The organism is Pseudomonas sp. P9_35, assembly GCF_034008205.1.
GTDB lineage: Bacteria > Pseudomonadota > Gammaproteobacteria > Pseudomonadales > Pseudomonadaceae > Aquipseudomonas > Aquipseudomonas kilonensis.
Genome location: NZ_CP125373.1, coordinates 966,756 through 984,378 on the forward strand (window position 1 = coordinate 966,756; position 17,623 = coordinate 984,378).

General features: G+C 64.0%; 17 protein-coding genes. 4 read left to right on the plus strand and 13 right to left on the minus strand.

The window, feature by feature from the left end; genetic code table 11:
* Positions 1–266 precede the first annotated feature (266 nt).
* From QMK47_RS04210 to cbiE, 13 genes are all read right to left on the minus strand, one after another.
* Entirely contained in the window at positions 267–1,277 is a 1,011-nt protein-coding gene (locus tag QMK47_RS04210; RefSeq protein WP_053161797.1) for a FecCD family ABC transporter permease, read from the minus strand.
* A complete protein-coding gene (locus QMK47_RS04215) occupies positions 1,274–2,221 on the minus strand; it encodes an ABC transporter substrate-binding protein (RefSeq protein WP_320389836.1) in 948 nt (315 codons plus the stop codon). The genes QMK47_RS04210 and QMK47_RS04215 overlap by 4 nt, the downstream gene beginning before the upstream one ends.
* Entirely contained in the window at positions 2,218–3,006 is a 789-nt protein-coding gene (locus QMK47_RS04220) for an ABC transporter ATP-binding protein (protein ID WP_258690281.1), read from the minus strand. Before QMK47_RS04220 ends, QMK47_RS04215 begins: the two co-directional genes overlap by 4 nt.
* A 202-nt stretch (positions 3,007–3,208) precedes the next feature.
* Positions 3,209–4,588, minus strand: coding sequence for a PepSY-associated TM helix domain-containing protein (locus QMK47_RS04225; protein ID WP_253471329.1), 1,380 nt, complete (start codon positions 4,586–4,588; stop codon positions 3,209–3,211).
* A 190-nt stretch (positions 4,589–4,778) separates the two neighbouring features.
* A complete protein-coding gene (locus QMK47_RS04230) occupies positions 4,779–6,905 on the minus strand; it encodes a TonB-dependent copper receptor (protein ID WP_320389837.1) in 2,127 nt (708 codons plus the stop codon).
* 82 nt (positions 6,906–6,987) lie between these two features.
* Positions 6,988–7,377, minus strand: a complete 390-nt coding sequence (locus QMK47_RS04235) for a DUF2946 domain-containing protein (protein WP_253478390.1) — start codon at positions 7,375–7,377, stop codon at positions 6,988–6,990.
* A 57-nt stretch (positions 7,378–7,434) separates the two neighbouring features.
* Entirely contained in the window at positions 7,435–7,914 is a 480-nt protein-coding gene (locus tag QMK47_RS04240; RefSeq protein WP_018611909.1) for a copper chaperone PCu(A)C, read from the minus strand.
* 47 nt (positions 7,915–7,961) lie between these two features.
* On the minus strand, positions 7,962–8,360 hold the full coding sequence (locus QMK47_RS04245) for a DUF2946 domain-containing protein (RefSeq protein ID WP_253471333.1): 399 nt from the start codon (positions 8,358–8,360) through the stop codon (positions 7,962–7,964).
* Positions 8,361–8,580: 220 nt separating this feature from the next.
* A complete protein-coding gene (locus QMK47_RS04250) occupies positions 8,581–8,871 on the minus strand; it encodes an addiction module antidote protein (RefSeq protein WP_024617344.1) in 291 nt (96 codons plus the stop codon).
* 3 nt (positions 8,872–8,874) lie between these two features.
* The gene (locus QMK47_RS04255; RefSeq protein ID WP_024617343.1) at positions 8,875–9,177 is read right to left on the minus strand and encodes a type II toxin-antitoxin system RelE/ParE family toxin; all 303 of its coding nucleotides are present in this window, start codon (positions 9,175–9,177) and stop codon (positions 8,875–8,877) included.
* A gap of 192 nt (positions 9,178–9,369) precedes the next feature.
* A complete protein-coding gene (locus QMK47_RS04260; protein ID WP_258690284.1) occupies positions 9,370–10,098 on the minus strand; it encodes a cobalt-precorrin-6A reductase in 729 nt (242 codons plus the stop codon).
* Positions 10,095–11,192 carry a cobalt-precorrin-5B (C(1))-methyltransferase gene (locus QMK47_RS04265; protein ID WP_258690285.1) on the minus strand — a complete coding sequence of 366 codons (1,098 nt, stop codon included), beginning with the start codon at positions 11,190–11,192 and terminating at the stop codon, positions 10,095–10,097. The genes QMK47_RS04260 and QMK47_RS04265 overlap by 4 nt, the downstream gene beginning before the upstream one ends.
* Positions 11,185–12,396: a precorrin-6y C5,15-methyltransferase (decarboxylating) subunit CbiE gene (gene cbiE, locus QMK47_RS04270; RefSeq protein WP_253471337.1), complete on the minus strand. Its 1,212-nt coding sequence runs from the start codon at positions 12,394–12,396 to the stop codon at positions 11,185–11,187. Before cbiE ends, QMK47_RS04265 begins: the two co-directional genes overlap by 8 nt.
* A gap of 518 nt (positions 12,397–12,914) precedes the next feature.
* Here cbiE and cobG point away from each other — a divergent pair.
* From cobG to cobJ, 4 genes are read left to right on the plus strand one after another with little or no spacing between them, the layout of a single operon-like run.
* Positions 12,915–14,264 (plus strand): precorrin-3B synthase, encoded by a 1,350-nt coding sequence (gene cobG, locus QMK47_RS04275; RefSeq protein WP_320389838.1) that lies wholly within the window; start codon positions 12,915–12,917, stop codon positions 14,262–14,264.
* Positions 14,257–14,883 (plus strand): precorrin-8X methylmutase, encoded by a 627-nt coding sequence (locus QMK47_RS04280; RefSeq protein ID WP_253471342.1) that lies wholly within the window; start codon positions 14,257–14,259, stop codon positions 14,881–14,883. The genes cobG and QMK47_RS04280 overlap by 8 nt, the downstream gene beginning before the upstream one ends.
* The gene (locus tag QMK47_RS04285; RefSeq protein ID WP_053185496.1) at positions 14,883–15,614 is read left to right on the plus strand and encodes a precorrin-2 C(20)-methyltransferase; all 732 of its coding nucleotides are present in this window, start codon (positions 14,883–14,885) and stop codon (positions 15,612–15,614) included. Before QMK47_RS04280 ends, QMK47_RS04285 begins: the two co-directional genes overlap by 1 nt.
* Positions 15,614–17,314, plus strand: a complete 1,701-nt coding sequence (gene cobJ / locus QMK47_RS04290; RefSeq protein WP_258690286.1) for a precorrin-3B C(17)-methyltransferase — start codon at positions 15,614–15,616, stop codon at positions 17,312–17,314. Before QMK47_RS04285 ends, cobJ begins: the two co-directional genes overlap by 1 nt.
* Positions 17,315–17,623 lie beyond the last annotated feature (309 nt).

The window sequence follows — 17,623 nt, forward strand, 5'->3', positions numbered from 1 at the left end:
GCAAGGGGTGTGCCCGGTTGGGGGAAGGCTTTGAAATGCGGGGTTGGCGTGGGACGTGTTCGAGCGGTTGCACCATGAGTGAACGCAATGCGGGGGCTGGTGCGAGGAGGTGCGCCACATTGGGGCGAGGGAATTGCGATGCCCCTGTGGGAGCGAGCTTGCTCGCGATAGCGGTGTGTCAGTCACCTCTAATTCGACTGATCCATCGCCATCGCGAGCAAGCTCGCTCCCACAGGTGATTTTTGTGATTCAGGAAAAGACGCCGCTCAGCGACGTCGCATCAGGCCAATGAAAAACAGCCCGCCGATAGCGGCTGTCGCGACCCCAATCGGCAAGTCTTCCGGCGCGATCAACGTCCGTGCCGCCACGTCCACCCACACCAGGAACAGGCTGCCAAGCAGCACGCAGGCCGGCAGCAACCGACGATGCTCGGCGCCCACCAGGCGCCGGGCGATGTGCGGCACCATCAGCCCGACAAAACCAATCGAGCCGCTGATGGACACCAGCACGCCGGTCATCAGCGAGGCGATCAAGAAGATCCACAACCGCACCTTCGCCGCGTTCAGGCCCAGGGTCACTGCGGTCTGTTCGCCGGCCATCAGCGCGTTCAGCGGGCGGGCCATGCCCAGCAGCAACACCAGTCCCAGCACCACACTGGCCGCCGGCACCGCCAGCAGTTCCCAGCGGGCCAGGCCCAGGCCGCCGAGCATCCAGAACATCACCGCCGAACTGGCGCGATGGTCACCGAGGAACAACAACAGGTTGGCCGCCGCCATCATCACGAAGGACACCGCCACGCCGCACAACAACAGGCGATCACTTTCCAGACGACCCTGACGGGCAGCGATGGTCAGCACCAGCAGCATGCTCAGCAGCGCACCGATGAACGCCGCCAGCGGCAGGGTCAGCAGGCCGACAATCTCGCCGACATGCAGCACCACGATCACCGCTCCCAGGGTCGCGCCAGAAGTGACGCCCAGCAGGTGCGGGTCCGCCAGCGGGTTGCGCGTGACGGCTTGCAGCACCGCACCGATCAACGCCAGCCCGGCGCCGACCAAGGCACCGAGCAGCAGCCGCGGGACGCGGATCAGCCAGACGATATGCTCCTGGCCGGGCGTCCAATGCACGTCACCCACTCCGAAGGCCTTGTTCAGCAGGATGTCCCAGACCACGGCCACTGGCACCCGCGCCGGCCCGAAACCCAAGGACACCACGCACGATACCAGCAGCAGTGCGCCGAGGACCATCAGCAGGGCGCCGTAGCGACGACCGTTCATTGGCCGTGAAAACCCCGCGCCAGGGTTTGCACCGCCAGCACGTTATCGATGCCCGGCGTGGCCTGCACGTAGGGAATCACAATGAAGCGCCGTTGCTGGATCGCCTCCACCGATTGCAGGGCCGGGTTGTTCATCAGGAATTGCTGTTTCTGCTCGGCGCTGACTTCGCCGTAGTCGACGATCACGATGACCTGCGGGTTGCGCTCGACCACGTTCTCCCAGTTCACCCGGGTCCAACTGGTTTCCACGTCATCGAGGATGTTGCGCCCACCGGCCGCGTCGATCAGGGCCTGGGGCATGCCCAGGCGCCCGGAGGTCATGGCGCGGTCTTCGCCGCTGTCGTACAGGAACACACGCGGTTGCTGGGCGGGCAGGTGCTTGCGCACTTCGGCCACCTGGGCCTGCATCGTGGCGATCAACGCGTTGGCGCGATCCTGCACGTCGAAGATCTTGCCGAGGTTGCGCAGGTCGTTGTAGGTGTCCTCCAGGGAGGCCGCCGGACGTTTCATCACGAATGCGCAGGACTCGGTCAACTCGTAGACATTGATGCCCAGCGGTTGCAGGGTCTGTGGGGTCAGGTCGCCGCCCACGCGCATGCCGTAGTCCCAGCCGGCGAAGAAAAAATCGACGTTGGCATTGAGCAAAGTTTCCACCGATGGGTATTTGGCGGCCAGTTCCGGCAGGCCATCAAGGATCCTGGCCATCTCGGGCGTCACCGATTTCCAGCCGCTGATGCCGCTGTAGCCGACCATGCGCGGCTTGAGGCCCAGGGTGAGCATCATCTGGGTCATGTTGATGTCATGGCTGACCGCGTGCCGAGGTGCCTCGTTGAACACCACCTGGCGATTGCAGCTTTGTATCGTCAACGGGTAGTGGGTGGCTTCGGCCAGGGCGTGGGCGCTGCCTAGCAGCAAGGGCAGCAACAGCAGGGAACGCAAAGTCATGGTTGGGTTATCCAGGTGATTCGTGGGTAGCTGGACAGCGGGTGTTCATCCACCAGGGCTTCGATGCCGAACACCTCGCGCAACAGCTCGACGGTGAGGACGTCCTTGGGCGTGCCGCTGGCGACGATGCGCCCGTGTTCGATCACGTACAGGCGGTCGCAGAAGGCGGCGGCCAGGTTCAGGTCGTGGAGGCTGGCGAGGGTGCCGATGCCCAGGCCCTTGATCAGTTGCAGCAATTGCAATTGATAGTGGGGGTCGAGGTGGTTGGTCGGCTCGTCGAGGATCAACAACTGCGGTTGCTGGGCCAGGGCCCGGGCAAGGATCACCCGTTGCTTCTCTCCGCCCGAGAGGGTGGCGAATGCATGATCGCCAAAGCCTGCAAGCCCGGCCGCTTCCAGTGCCTGGAGCACTAGCCGACGATCGTCGTGATTGTCGCCGTCGAACAGACCTTTGTGGGGCGTGCGGCCCATGGCGACCACTTCTTCCACCGTCAGGCCGAAGGCGTCGGGAAACTCTTGCAGGACCACGGCGATGCGTTGGGCGCACCAGCGCGAGGACTGTTTCCAGACGTTGTGATGATCGAGTTTCACCTCGCCATGTTCCGGCCGGCTGAAGCGATAGGCGCAGCGCAACAGGCTGGTCTTGCCACTGCCGTTGGGCCCGATCAACCCGACAAACTCCCCGGCCGCCACCTGCAACGTCACGTCACGCAGCTGGAACTGGTGATGACAGTGGCCATGGCCCAGGGGCGTCCAGGCGAGGTGGGAGAGGGTTAGGGAGGTCATGCATTTACTCAAGTTATTGGATCGGCCCCCCAATCCCTTGTGGGAGCGAGCTTGCTCGCGATAGCGGTGTGTCAGCCGATAGAGATGTGACTGACCGACTGCAATCGCGAGCAAGCTCGCTCCCACAAGGGATGGTGTTCACCGTTTGAAAGGTGGGCGCGATTGTAGAGGTTTCGCGCCGCCTTCCGTTAACGCACTGTCTTCAGTTTGAAGATGAGGCAATCTCAGGCTGGCGATTGAAGCGGGTGACGAGGCGATCCAGCAACCACACCACCACCAGCGACGCCCCCACCAACGGAAACACCACCGCCAGGGCCAGCATGATGAACACCCCGGTCTTCCAGGTCGGCAGGTCGTGACGCAGCGGCGGTACGCCGAACTTGCCCTCTGGCCGGCGTTTCCACCAGAGCACCACACCACTCACGGCGCTGAGCAGGATCATCAGGCAAATCAGCAGCACGATGATCTGGTTCAGCGGGCCGAACATCTTGCCTTCGTGCAGCATCACCCCGGTTTCGGTGGCGCGGGCCACGACGCCGTAGTGCTCCCAGCGCACATCGGCCAGGACCTTGCCGGTGTATTGGTCCACGTGCAGGGTGGCATCGTTGCGCGGGTCGTCGGCAAACACGGCGACGGTGAACACGCCAGTGGACGTGGTCGGCAGGGTGATGCTGTAGCCGGGCGTGACCTGGCGTTCAGTGGCGATGTCCTGCACCGCTTGCAGGCTGACAGTTGGGGCGGCGGGGCCTTCGTGCATGCCGCCGTGGCCCATGTGCTCGGCATGGTCGCCGGACATCGGCATTGGCGTGTTTTCCACCGCCCACGGCACGGTCTGGCGATGGGCGTTGTTGAGGCTGCCGGCCTCGACGTCGGACTTGGGCACGTCATTCCACATCGCCGCCGGGAAGCGGTTCCAGAGGTTGGCGTATTGCTTGCCCCAGAAGCCGGTCCAGGTCATGCCGCTGAGCAGCATCACCAGCAGCAATGCTGCGCCCCAGAAACCGACGACCACGTGCAGGTCACGCCAGAACAGCCGACCGCGCGCGCTCCAGCGCGGCCACAGCACGCCGGCTGACGATTGCCCGCGCGGCCACCACAGGTACAGTCCGGAGACCACCAGCACCACGCCCCAGCCGGCGGCCATTTCCACCAGCCGGTCACCGACCGTGCCGATCAGCAACTCGCCGTGGATGGCCCGGGCCATGGCTTGCAGGTTGTTCTTCGCATCCTGCTCACCGAGGACATCGCCGTGATACGGGTCGATGAACACATTCAGTTCCCGGCCCTTGTCGATCACCACGAATTGCGCGCTGCGCTCGGCGTTGACCGGTGGCAGGTACTGTTTGACCTGGCCTTGGGGGTAGGCCTGGTGGATCTGCTTGAGCAGGTCGTCCGCCGCCAGGGTGTGATGCCCGGCCGGCACGTTCAACAGGCTGCCGTACATCAGTGGATCGAGTTGCGGCTTGAACAGGTAAATGATCCCGGTCAGGGCCAGCATCACCATGAAGGGCGCCACGAACAGCCCGGCATAAAAATGCCAGCGCCAGGCCAGGTTGTAGAAATTGGGTTTCGGTTGGCTCATCAGAAAGCGCTCCGCAGGGCAAATTGGGTTGTTATGTTGTGCGGTCAGTCAAGGTGGAAACGAACCACTGTGGGAGCGAGCTTGCTCGCGATAGCGGTGGTTCAGCGGCATTGATGTCGACTGACACAACGCCATCGCGAGCAAGCTCGCTCCCACAGTGGTGTCCTTGCTGACAGATCTCCGGTGCTGGTTAGAAACTCATATCCACCTTGGTCCAGAGCGTGCGCCCCGGTTCGTTGATGGCCTGGGGATCGCTCGCCGGGTAGCCGAACCCGGCGTTGCCGGCCAGGTTCAAGTGCTCGGCGTAGGCTTTGCCGAACAGGTTGTCGACGCCGCTGCTGACCTTCCAGTGCTGGTTGATGCGGTAGGCGCCGTTGAGTGAGAACACGCCGAAGCCCGAACTCTTGCCGTAGTCCTTGCCGACCACATTGCCCTTGTTCTCGTCGACCCGGTGCTGCGCCGCCACCACCCGCCACAGGGCGCCGGCGCTCCAGCGGTCTTCGCTGTAGGTCAGGCCCAGGCGCGCGTCCAGCGGCGGCATTTGCGCCAGGGCGCTGTCGTCGCTGCTGTTCTTGCCCCAGGCATAGGCCAGGGTGGCGTCGGCTTTCCAGCGCTCGGTCAGCTTGTAGGCCGCACCCAATTCAGCGCCCATGATCCGCGCATCGATGTTCTCGGCCCGGGAGGTGGTGCCCATCATCCCGGGGGTGTAGTCGAACAGGATGTAGTCGCGCACCTGGCCGATATAACCCGACGCCCAGGCTTCGAGGGTTTCGGTCTTGTACTGCAGGCCGAAGTCGAGCTGGGTGGTTTTCTCCGGCTTGATCGCGTCGAAGGCATTCAGCGAGCCGCTGGGGCCGACATTCGCCGAGAACAGCTCCCAGTAGTCCGGGAAGCGTTGCGCGTGACCCACACCGGCATAAAGGGTGGTGGGGCTGTCATCCAGGTCGTGTTCGTAGCGGACGAAACCGCTGGGCAGCGTGTCGGCACGGGTGTCATCGGCGGTGGGGTTGGGTCGGGCCGACATGCCGGAACCGATACTCTGGCGGTAGTCCTTGGCCGAGGCACGGTCGAGCCGGGCGCCGGTGATCACCCTGTCGCGGTCGGCGGCGTACCAGGTCAGCTCGCCGAACACGCCGTAATTGTGGAAGTCGGCGTCCTTGGTGTACGGCAGGTCCTTGTAGGTGTCCACACCCATGCTGCTGCGTTGGCGATGCTCGTTGGTCTGGGCGTCGAGGCCGCTGATCAACTGTACATCGGCCCAGCGCCAGGTGGCCTTGATGCGGGCGCCGAGGGTGCGGCGGTCGACGTTGGAGGCCATGGGCCCAGCCATCATCCCGGTGCCGGACGGCGTGCGCAGCGTGTAGTTGTCCATCACGTGGTCGGCGTAGTTGTAGTAGACCTGGGCCTCGACCTTGTCCAGCACCTCGCCAATGTTCGAGCGCTCGAAACGCAGTCCGAGGCTTTCGCGCTTGAACTGCGAGCCGTCCATGCCACGCCCGGCGTAGCGCGCTTCACCGTCGCCCTTGCCGGCGGTCAATTCCAGCAGGGTATCGGCGTCCGGCGTCCAGCCGAGGGTGACGTCGCCATTCCACTTGTCATAGCGCGACGGCACGCTGTCGTTGTTGCCATCGCGGTAATCGTCCGAATGCGCGGTATTGCCGATCACCCGTACATACCCCAGCGGCCCACCGGCGGCGGCATCCACCACTTTGTCGAAACGGCCGTTGGAGCCTGCCAGAACACTGGCGTTGACCCGAGTGCCCAGCTCGCCGAACTGTTCCGGCTCGCGCTCGAACAGCACGGTCCCGGCCGAGGCACCGGGGCCCCAGAGCACGGTTTGCGGCCCTTTGATAACCGTGAGCTTGTCGTAGGTTTCCGGCGATATGTAGGACGTCGGCGCGTCCATCCGGCCTGGGCAAGCACCCAACAGCATGCTGCCGTTGGTGAGGATGTTCAGCCGTGAGCCGAACATGCCGCGCAACACCGGGTCGCCATTGGTGCCACCGTTGCGTACCAGGGCGAAGCCGGGGATGGTCTTGAGGTAGTCGCCGCCGTCACTGGCCGGCACCGGTTGACGCGGGTCCTTGGGATTGGTGACGACGGTCAGGGGCGAGCTGGGGGCGATGGCGGTGATGACCGTCGGGCTCAGTTCTTCGACCTGCTTGTCGTGATGCTCGTGCTCATCGGCAAGTACGAGTGGGGTGAGCAGCAGGCCGCACAGGGCGGCGATGGTTTGGCGTAAACGAACTCGTGGCTCGTTCAGGGGGCAGCGAACCTGGGCAGAGCCCAACGCGGTGCCAGCAGAAAACCTGGACATGATGATTCCATCGAACAAACGTAGACGACACGGTCGGGCAGCTTGGGACTGTCTTGTACGACCGAGTGAGGTAAGTGTCGGCTTACGCGTCGAGGGGCGGTGCGCGGGTGCGGGCACCCGGGAAGAACGCAGGCCGGGCATGGCCCAGGCGTGGGGAAGGGCTGGTGTGGGGGGTGGTGTGTGGCGTGTCGAAAACGGCGAAGGTGTGACCGCCAGGCAGTGCGGGGCAATTGAACAGCAGGCTGCAATAGCCGCATTTTTCCCAAAGCGCATGATGCTCGCTCTGGGGCGGGCAGTGTTCGGCTGCCGGCGCTTCGTGCGCCGACATGTCCATGCCCATCTCCATGTTCATGTCCATGGACACAGGCATGGACATACGCTGACCCATCGGCATCGACTGGGAAATCAGCGGGCCGATAAAGATCATCAGCATGGCGAACAGGCTGATCCAGCTGCCGCGTGTCAGGCTCATGGGCTGACGGCGGGGCATGGACTGCCTGGCGCGAAGAGGTTGCACGGGCGGCTACGACTACTGGGCGTGCATGTGCGTCTTGGTGCCGTCGGGTGCTTTTTTCTGCACCGCGACGTCGACCGTGACATCCCCGGCTTTTTCAAAATGCAGGGTCATGGCAAAGCGTTTGCCATCGCTGAGCAGGCTGCGGTCCTTCAGGTCCAGCAGCATCACGTGATACGCCATCGGCGCGAAGGTGACGGTCGCACCGGGGGCGATATCGACGACGGGCACCGGCTGCATTTTCATCAGGTCGTTTTGCATCACATGCTCATGGAGCTCGGCCTTGCCGGCAATCGGCGAGTCGACGCTGAGCAGCTTGTCGGCGGTCGTGCCGCCGTTGTGAATCACGAAATACGCGGCCACGGTCGGCGCATTGGGCGGCAACTCCTGGGACCACGGATGGGCGATCTCAAGTTCGCCCACCTTGTACTGGTGAGCTTGGGCGAAGCCGACGGGAAGCAATAGGGCAGCCAGCAGGATAAGTCTGTTCAACATGGCAATTCTCCGGAACGATTCAGGGGCGCAGTTTGATGCGGGAAGAATCAGGCCAGAGGCGAAGCGCGAGGGTTGAGGCTGGGCCATTGCTGGCGTGGCGTGGGGCTGTCGAGCGTCGAGTGGACGGCACTGCGATGGGCCAGCTGTGCATCCAGGTACAACTGCGGGACATGCCCGGCGAGCGCCACCAACGGCGCTGAGCCTGAGCAGCACCAGCAATGCTGCATCGTCGAGTGATTGTCTTTCTGCGGTGTGTCTTGTTCGAGTTTGCCCAGGGAAATCGCCAGCATCTTTGTGCCGCTGGAGGAACAGAAACTGCCCCACAGCACTTGCTCGGCTGGCGAATTGGCGGTTGCACCGCCACTGTTGGAAAGCGGCATGGCAAGCATGTTGAACAGCACTGCGAAGCAGGCGATCCAGGCAAATGCAAGCCGTTGTCGGGACATGGGGCAATCCGCTCGATGGGCGATCAGGTGGCGGTATTTAGCCTGATCGGGGTTGAGAAGTAAAAAGGCCACGTGCGGTGTAGGGTCGCAGGGTTGGTGTTAACAGTAGCAACAGATCTTCGAGTGAGTGCTTTTGTGGCGAGGGAGCAAGTTCCCTCGTCGTGTGTTTTTGATCAATCGGTATTCAATCACTCCAATACAGGAGGGAAGGGAACCTCTGTCAAATGGCCGTCGCATGTAACCTCAAGCCCAAAGCTTTCATGACTTTCATGATAGTTGTGAACTCCGGATTGCCCGTACTTCCCAGTGCTTTGTAAAGACTCTCTCGCCCCAGGCCTGCATCACGAGCAATCTGCGTCATGCCCTTTGCCCTGGCAATATCGTTAAGAGCTGCTCGAACCAGTACGCCGTCACCCGCATCCTCTTCAAAACAGGCATCCAGATAAGCGGCCATTTCCTCAGGCGTCTTGAGGTAAGTGGCTGCATCGAAACGTGTGAATTCTTCAGTCATGATTCACTCCTCATTACCCATGGTTTGCGCCATTTGAACAGCGCGTGCGATATCCCGTTTCTGAGTCGATTTGTCACCTCCCACAAGCAGCAAATAAAGCACGGAGCCTTGACGGGAGAAGTACACTCTGTAGCCCGGACCCGAGTGAATACGCATCTCATACACTGCGTTACCCACCGGTTCGCAATCACCAAAATTTCCATGCTCTGCCGATCGGAGCCTGGCAATGATGCGAGCTTTCCCAGCAATGTCCTTCAACCCGTTAAGCCAGCTTGAGAATACTCGGGACTGTTCAAATTCGATCATTCGGATCGTATTCCTTGGGATACACATTGGCAAGCAGCACTTTCCTCGGCACGAGACGGGTCGCTCATGCTTAATGACTGCCAGGTGCTGCGATGGGTATTAAGGAGCGGAACTATAGAATTGAACGTCTTGGACGAAACAGCCGGCTTCGTCTTGAAAACTTGTCAGAAATGTCGCGCGAATGTGCTGAATTCAGAACCCGTTTTGTACGGATAAAGCGTCCAGCATTTCATTGATCTCTCCAAACTCCCGATCCACCCCCATCAACGCCGGCCGCTTCAACACCAACACCGGCACCCCTCGCTCCCGCGCCACCTCCAGCTTCGGCTCGGTAGCCGTGCTGCCGCTGTTCTTGCTGACCAGCACATCGATCCGCCGCCGTTCGAACAGCTCACGCTCGTCCTCGATGTGAAACGGCCCACGGGCTCCAATCACTTCGCAGCGCTCATTGCCGGGGTAAACGTCCAGGGCCCGCAGGGTCCAGAATTGCTCTGGCGGAATTTCATGCAGATGTTGCAGCGGCTCACGACCGAGGGTGAACAGGGGGCGGTGGAAGGGTTGCAGGGCTTGGATCAGCTCGGCCCAGTCGGCCACTTCGCGCCAGTCATCGCCGGCTTGGGGTTGCCAGGCCGGGCGGCGCAGGGCCCAGCAGGGGATGGCGCAGGCGCGGGCGGCGTGGGCGGCGTTGTGGCTGATCTGGGCGGCGTAGGGGTGGGTGGCGTCCAGCAGCAGGTCGATGCCCTCGGCGCGGATGAACTGTGCCAACCCTTCGGCGCCGCCGTAGCCGCCGACGCGCACCTGGCAGGTCAGGTCGGTGGGGACGCGGCCGATGCCGGCCAGGCTGTAGATGTGCTGGGGGCCGAGGGTACGGGCGATGGCCAGGGCTTCGGTGACGCCTCCCAGCAGCAGGATACGTTTCATTTCAAAACTCCCGCGTGGCCGACGATCCCGCCTTGGCGGTCGATGGCGAAAACCTCGACCTGGACCTGGGCCGGCACCACGCTGCGGGCGAAGGCCCACGCGTGCTCGCACACCGCATCGCCGAGGGCGATGCCGGCGGCGCTGGCCATCGCCAGGGCCTGTTGGCTGGTGTTGGCCGCGCGGATGCCTTGCTGCAACGCCTCATCGGCACCGATGGCGGCGGCCCATTCGGCGAGTTGCGGCAGGTCGATGCTCGAATGGCGGCTGTGCAGGTCCATGTGGCCGGCGGCGAGTTTGCTGATTTTGCCAAAGCCGCCGCAGAGGCTGAGCTTTTCCACCGGCACCTGGCGCACATGCTTGAGCACGGCACCGACAAAGTCGCCCATTTCGATCAGGGCGATTTCCGGCAGGTTGTAGACCCGGCGCATGGTGTCTTCGCTGGCGTTGCCGGTGCAGGCGGCGATGTGCAGATAGCCGTTGGTTTTTGCCACGTCGATACCCTGGTGGATCGAGGCAATGTAGGCCGCGCAGGAAAACGGCCGGACGATGCCACTGGTGCCGAGGATCGACAGGCCGCCAAGAATCCCCAGGCGCGGATTCATGGTTTTCAGCGCCAGGGCTTCGCCGCCCTCGACATTGACCGTGACTTCGAAGCCGCCGGCATAACCGCTTTCCTCGGCCAGCCGACCCAGGTGGTCGTTGATCATTTTGCGCGGCACCGGGTTGATCGCCGGTTCACCGACGTTCAGCACCAACCCCGGTCGCGTCACCGTGCCGACGCCGCGACCCGCGACGAAACGTACGCCGGGCTCGGCGATCAAGCGCACCTGGGAAAACAACAGGGCGCCGTGGGTCACGTCCGGGTCGTCGCCCGCGTCCTTGATAGTCCCGGCTTCGGCGCCTTGTTCGGTCAGCCGGCAGAACTCCAGGCGCATCTGCACCTGCTTGCCCTTGGGCAGTACGATTTCCACGGCATCGGCTTCGGTGCCGCGCAGCAGTAATCGAGCGGCCGCCAGGCTGGTGGCCGTGGCGCAACTGCCGGTGGTCAGGCCGCTGCGCAAGGGGGCGGGTTGTTCGGCGGTTTCGTCACGCATCGAGAGGTTTGACCAGGTCGAGCAAGGTGATCGGCAAGGCCTGGCGCCAGGTGTCGAATTCGCCCAACGGCTGGGCCTGGGCGATGTGGATGCGGGTCAGTTCACCGCCGTGACGTTCGCGCCAGTGCATCAGGGCCGTTTCGCTTTGCAGGGTCACGGCGTTGGCGACCAGCCGGCCGCCGGGCTTGAGTTGGGCCCAGCAGGCGTCGAGCACGCCTTCGCGGGTGACGCCGCCGCCGATGAACACCGCGTCCGGCCGCTCCAGGTTCTCCAGCGCCTGGGGGGCTTTGCCGCGAATCAGTTGCAGGCCAGGCACGCCGAGGGTGTCGCGGTTGCGTTCGATCAAGCCTTGGCGGCCTTCGTCGGCTTCGATGGCCAGGGCCCGGCAACTGGGGTGGGCGCGCATCCATTCGATGCCGATGGAGCCGCTGCCGGCGCCGACATCCCAGAGCAACTCGCCGGGGGTCGGGGCGAGGCGGGCGAGGGTGATGGCGCGCACGTCGCGTTTGGTCAACTGGCCGTCATGCTCGAAGGCGGTGTCCGGCAAACCGGCCAGGCGTGACAGGCGCGGTGTCGACGGTTCGGCCCGGCATTCGATGGCGATCAGGTTCAGGTCGGCGACGGTGTCATCGGACCATTGCGCGGCGCAACCGTCGATCCGTCGTTCCGACGCACCGCCCAGATGCTCCAGCACGGTCATGGTGCTCGGGCCGAAGCCGCGCTCGCGTAGTAGCGTTGCCACGGCGGCGGGGCTGTGGCGGTCGTTGCTCAGCAGCAACAGCCTGACACCTGTGGATAAGTGAATATTGAGCGCCGCCAGGGGCCGCGCCACCAACGACAGCGTGACCACCTCTTGCAACGGCCAGCCCATGCGCGCCGCGGCCAGCGAGCAGGAGGAGGGCGCGGGGATGACCAGCATCTGATCACTCGGCACCTGTTTCGCCAGGCTGGCGCCCACGCCGTAGAACATCGGATCGCCGCTGGCCAGCACGCACACCGGTTCACCCTGCCGAGCGAGCAGCGGTTCCAGGGAAAACGGGCTGGGCCACCGCTCCCGTTGGCCACGGATGCACAGCGGCAGCAGATCCAACTGACGCTGCGCGCCAACGATACGCGAGGCACCGAGCAGCGCGCGGCGAGCAACCTTGCCCAGGCCCTTGAAGCCCTCTTCGCCGATGCCCACTACGGTCAGCCAGGGTGTCATCTCTGTTCCTCGAATAGATCTGTTTGATCGGCGGGTCTGTTTCCCCACGAACCGGGCCGCCATCATACCGTGCCCCGGCGGATCAGGCGCCTGGCGCAACACCATCACCGCCAGACCGCTATCGCGAGCAAGCTCGCTCCCACAATTTTGATTGAGTGTGTTCACAAAACCGGGTCCGCCACCAATCCTCTGTGGGAGCGAGCCTGCTCGCGATGGCGGCGGTCCATTCAACATCATCTTTCCAGACAGACCGCTATCGCGAGCAGGCTCGCTCCCACAGTTTTGATTGAGGGTGTTCACAAAACCGGGTCCGCCACCAATCCTCTGTGGGAGCGAGCTTGCTCGCGATGGCGGCGGTCCATTCAACATCATCTTTCCAGACAGACCGCTATCGCGAGCAGGCTCGCTCCCCAGTTTGGAATGGGGACGTTCGGAAATTGTGTGTCCGCCGTCAGCAATCCGACCGGCAAGCTTTTCATGACCCCCGGCAAAGCAGGCATAATGGCGGTCCTTCGCCGATGCGGCGTTTCTTATTTGTCGGTTTTCCCTTGAACGAACGTCCATCCTCCAACGTCGTACGCCCCTCCGGTTGCCCGGGGTTGCTGCGTGTCGTCCAGGCGCTGGACGGTGGGATCTGTCGGATCAAGCTCGATGGCGGTGCCATCCAGGCGGATCAGGCCGAAGTCGTGGCGTCGGTGGCCGAGCGGTTCGCCGCTGGCGTGATCGAGGCGACTAACCGGGCCAACCTGCAAATTCGCGGGATCGGTCCTGGGCACGACGCGCTGATCCAGCCATTGCTGGCCGCCGGGCTTGGTCCGCGCAAGGCGGCCGGCGATGACGTGCGCAACCTGATGCTCAGCCCTTCGGCCGGGATCGACCGGCAGATGCTGTTCGACACCCGCCCGTTGGCGGCGCAGATCCTCTTCACCCTGCAAACCCATGAACGCTTCCCCGAGTTGTCGGCCAAGTTCGCCGTGCAACTGGACGGTGGCGAAGCGTTGGCGATGCTCGAACATCACCACGACCTGTGGTTGTCGGCCCTGGTCCGTGATGGCGAGCCTTGGCTGGCCTTCGGCTTGGCCGGTTGCCCATTGGATAAACCGGCGGGCAGGGTGCCCCTGGCCCAGGGGCATGCCTTGGTGGTGGCGGTGCTGGAACTGTTCCTCGACCTGGCGCGCCCGGACCAGATCCGCATGCGTCACTTGTTGGCTGAACTCCCCAGTGATGAATTCATGAGCCGATTGGCCCGCCGCGTGCCGCTGCAAACTTGCCTGGATTGGCAACGGGACGGGGCCAGCGACGGACTGCACATCGGCGTTCATCCCCAGCACGACGACCGGGTCTACGTCGGCGCGGCGGCGCCCCTTGGCCGACTCGACGCCGGCATGCTGCGGGAGGCGGCGCAATTGGCGCGGGAGAAGGGCGACGCAAGCCTTCGTTTCACCCCTTGGCAAAGCCTGCTGCTGCCCAACGTGCGCCGCGGGGACGCCGACGAAGTGCTGGCGCGGCTTGAGGGGTTGGGCCTGTTGGTTTCGGTCGATCAGCCCCTGGCACAACTCATCGCCTGCACCGGCTCCAGTGGCTGCAGTAAAGCCCTGGCCGACACCAAGGCCGACGCTCGCCAACTGGCCGAGCTGCTGCAACGCCAGGGCCAGACCCTGAAAGTCCATCTGTCGGGCTGCCCGCGTTCCTGCGCGGCGGCCCATATCGCGCCCGCCACCTTGCTGGCGGTCGCCCCCGGTCGTTATGACCTGTATTTTCGCGATGCCACGCTGCCGGGTTTCGGCGCGTTGCAGGCACACAATCTGACTATTGAAGCGCTCGGCCACTGGCTCGACGCTCGCCCCCGGAGCCCCCTTGATGCTTGATTACATCCGCGACGGTCAGGAGATCTATCGCAACTCCTTCGCGATCATCCGCGCCGAAGCCAACCTGGCGCGCATTCCGGCCGACCTGGAAAAACTCGCGGTACGGGTGATCCATGCCTGCGGCATGGTCGAGGCCATCGATGGCTTGCAGTTTTCCGAGGGCGCGGGCACGGCCGGGCGCCAGGCGCTGGCCGCCGGTGCGCCGATCCTGTGTGATGCGCGGATGGTCTCCGAAGGCGTGACCCGGGCTCGTCTGCCGGCCAACAATCAGGTGATCTGCACCTTGCGCGACGAGGGTGTGCCGGCATTGGCCCTGGAGCTGGGCAACACCCGTTCGGCGGCGGCGCTGGAGCTGTGGCGCCCGTACCTGGAAGGCAGCGTCGTGGTCATCGGCAATGCGCCGACCGCGCTGTTCTACCTGTTGGAAATGCTCGATGCCGGCGCGCCGAAACCGGCACTGATCCTCGGTTTCCCGGTGGGCTTCGTCGGCGCCGCCGAGTCCAAGGCGATGCTGGCGGCCAACAGCCGCGGCGTGCCGTTCGTGATCATGCAAGGCCGCCTGGGCGGTAGCGCCATGGCCGCCGCCGCCGTCAACGCCCTCGCTACGGAGATTGAATGATGCAGCAGCCTGGACGTCTGATCGGCCTCGGCGTGGGCCCCGGTGACCCGGAACTGATTACGGTCAAGGCCCTGCGCCTGCTGCGCGAATCGCCGGTGGTGGCGTACTTCGTCGCCAAGGGCAAGAAGGGCAACGCCTTTGGCATCATCGAGGCCCATTTGCAGGACGCGCAGACCTTGCTGCCGCTGGTCTACCCGGTCACCACCGAAGCGCTGCCGGCGCCGCTGTCCTATGAACAGGTGATCGCCGACTTCTACGACACCGCCGCCGAGCAGTTGGCCGTGCACCTGGATGCCGGTCGCGACGTGGCCGTGATCTGTGAGGGCGATCCGTTTTTCTACGGCTCCTACATGTACCTGCACGATCGCCTGGCCGAGCGCTATGAAGCCCAAGTCATTCCCGGCGTGTGCTCGATGCTGGGCGGGGCCTCGGTGCTCGGTGCGCCGCTGGTCTATCGCAACCAGAGCCTGTCGGTGCTCTCCGGCGTCTTGCCCCACGACGATCTCAAGCGTCGCCTGGCCGACGCCGATGCGGCGGTGATCATGAAGCTGGGGCGCAATTTTCCCAAGGTTCGCCAAGTGCTTCAGGAATTGGGTATGGACGGACGGGCGCTGTATGTTGAGCGGGCGACCATGGCCAACCAGAAAATCGTGCCGTTGGATGACGTCGAGCCGATGTCTTCGCCGTACTTCTCGCTGATCATTGTCCCGGGCGAACGGTGGCAGGGTTGATGACTTCTACCGCGCCGGCCATCGTCATCCTCGGCCCGGGCAGCCTCGCAACGGCCCGGCGGATCCAGCAACGCTATCCTGAAGCCGTGATCCACGGCCTGGCCGCAAGGGTCGAGGGCGCGGATCGCCAATACCTCGAGTTCGGCGCGACGTTGCGTGAGCTCTACCAACAGAACATACCGATCATCGCCCTGTGCGCGGCCGGCATTGTCATCCGCACCCTGGTGCCGCTGTTGCTGGAAAAAGGCGTCGAGCCGCCGGTGCTGGCGGTGGCCGAGGATGGCAGCGCCGTGGTGCCGCTGCTGGGCGGCCTGGGCGGGGTCAATGTCATGGCCCGGGAGATCGCGGCAACGCTGCAAGTGGCGCCGGCGATTACCACCAGCGGCGAATTGCGTTTTGGCACCTGCCTGCTCAATCCGCCAAGCGGCTACAGCCTCGGCGACCTGGAGCAGGGCAAGCGCTTCGTCTCCGACCTGTTGGCCGGTGAGCCGGTGCGCATCGAAGGCGCGGCGCCATGGCTGGATCAGGCGCAGTTGCCGCAAGACCCGCAAGCCCGACGCACGATCCACGTCGGCCATGCCGAGCGTGAGGCGAGCGCCCATGAACTGCTGATTTATCCGCGCAGTGTCGCGGTGGTGGTGAGCGCCGAGGTGGCTGATCTGCCGGGCGCCATTCGTGCCGCTTTGCAGCAAGCCAACGTGGCGCTTCCGAGCCTGGCGTGCCTGGTGGCGGCGCAGACGCTGATGGCCAGCACGGCCTTGCGTGAAGCGGCGCTGGAACTCGGGGTGGCGCTGCGCTTTGTGGCGATGACCGGCGATGCCGCCACCTTGGCGCGCAGTTCGATGCCGGCGGCGAACATCCTTTCGGCGACGGACAACCTGGCCATTGCCATTGCTGCGCAGCCCTTGGATGTGGCCCAAATCGGTCGTCCACGCGGACGCCTGGCGGTGATCGGCCTGGGGCCGGGCGCGGCCGAACTGATGGTGCCGGCGGTGAAGGCCGAACTGACGCGGGCCACCGATGTGCTCGGCTACGAAACCTATGTGCGCATGGCCGGCCCGTTTCGCGACGATCAAGTGCTGCATTGCACCGACAATCGCGAAGAAATGCAGCGCGCCCGACACGCCTTCGAATTGGCCGCCCAAGGCCGTTCGGTGATCGTGGTGTCGTCCGGCGACCCGGGTGTATTCGCCATGGCGGCGGCGGTGCTTGAAGCGTTGCACGAATCCAGCGACCCAGCCTGGCACCAGGTTGACCTGGAAATCCTGCCCGGTGTGTCCGCCTCCCTCGCCACCGCCGCCCAGGCCGGTGCGCCGTTGGGGCATGACTTCTGCGTGATGTCGCTGTCGGACAATCTCAAGCCTTGGTCGATCATCGAAAAACGCCTGGACCTGGCGGCCGAAGCCGATCTGGCGTTGGCTTTCTACAACCCGATTTCCCGTGCGCGACCGTGGCAATTGGGGCGCGCGCTGGAGATCGTCGCCCAGCACCGCACCCCGGAGACGCCGGTGGTGTTGGGGCGTGACATCGGTCGTCCGGGCCAGACCCTGCGTGTCACCACGTTGGGGCAACTCACGGCCGAGCAGGTGGATATGCGCACCATGGTCCTGATCGGCTCCTCCACCACCTGCGTGTTCCCGCGCGCATCCGGCGGGAACTGGGTGTACACGCCGCGCTGGTATGGGGCTAAACCGGCCTGAACCGCGACACTGTTCTGTGGTGGGGGGCGTTACTGTGGCGAGGGAGCTTGCTCCCGCTGGGCTCTGTAGGAGCTGGCGAAGCCTGCGATCTTTTGATTTTGATCTTTTGCTCTCGACTCAATTGTCAGTGGAAAGATCGCAGCCTCGTTGCACTCGTCAGCTCCTACGGCGCAACCCAGCGGGAGCAAGCTCCCTCGCCACAAAAGAGAAACATCGCCCCCAGGACCGTGTATTCGATTCTTTCGCTTTAGTTGTCGTCCGTATAAATAAAAGAGCACGTTGCAGTCTTGATCCTTCTTTGAAATGCAT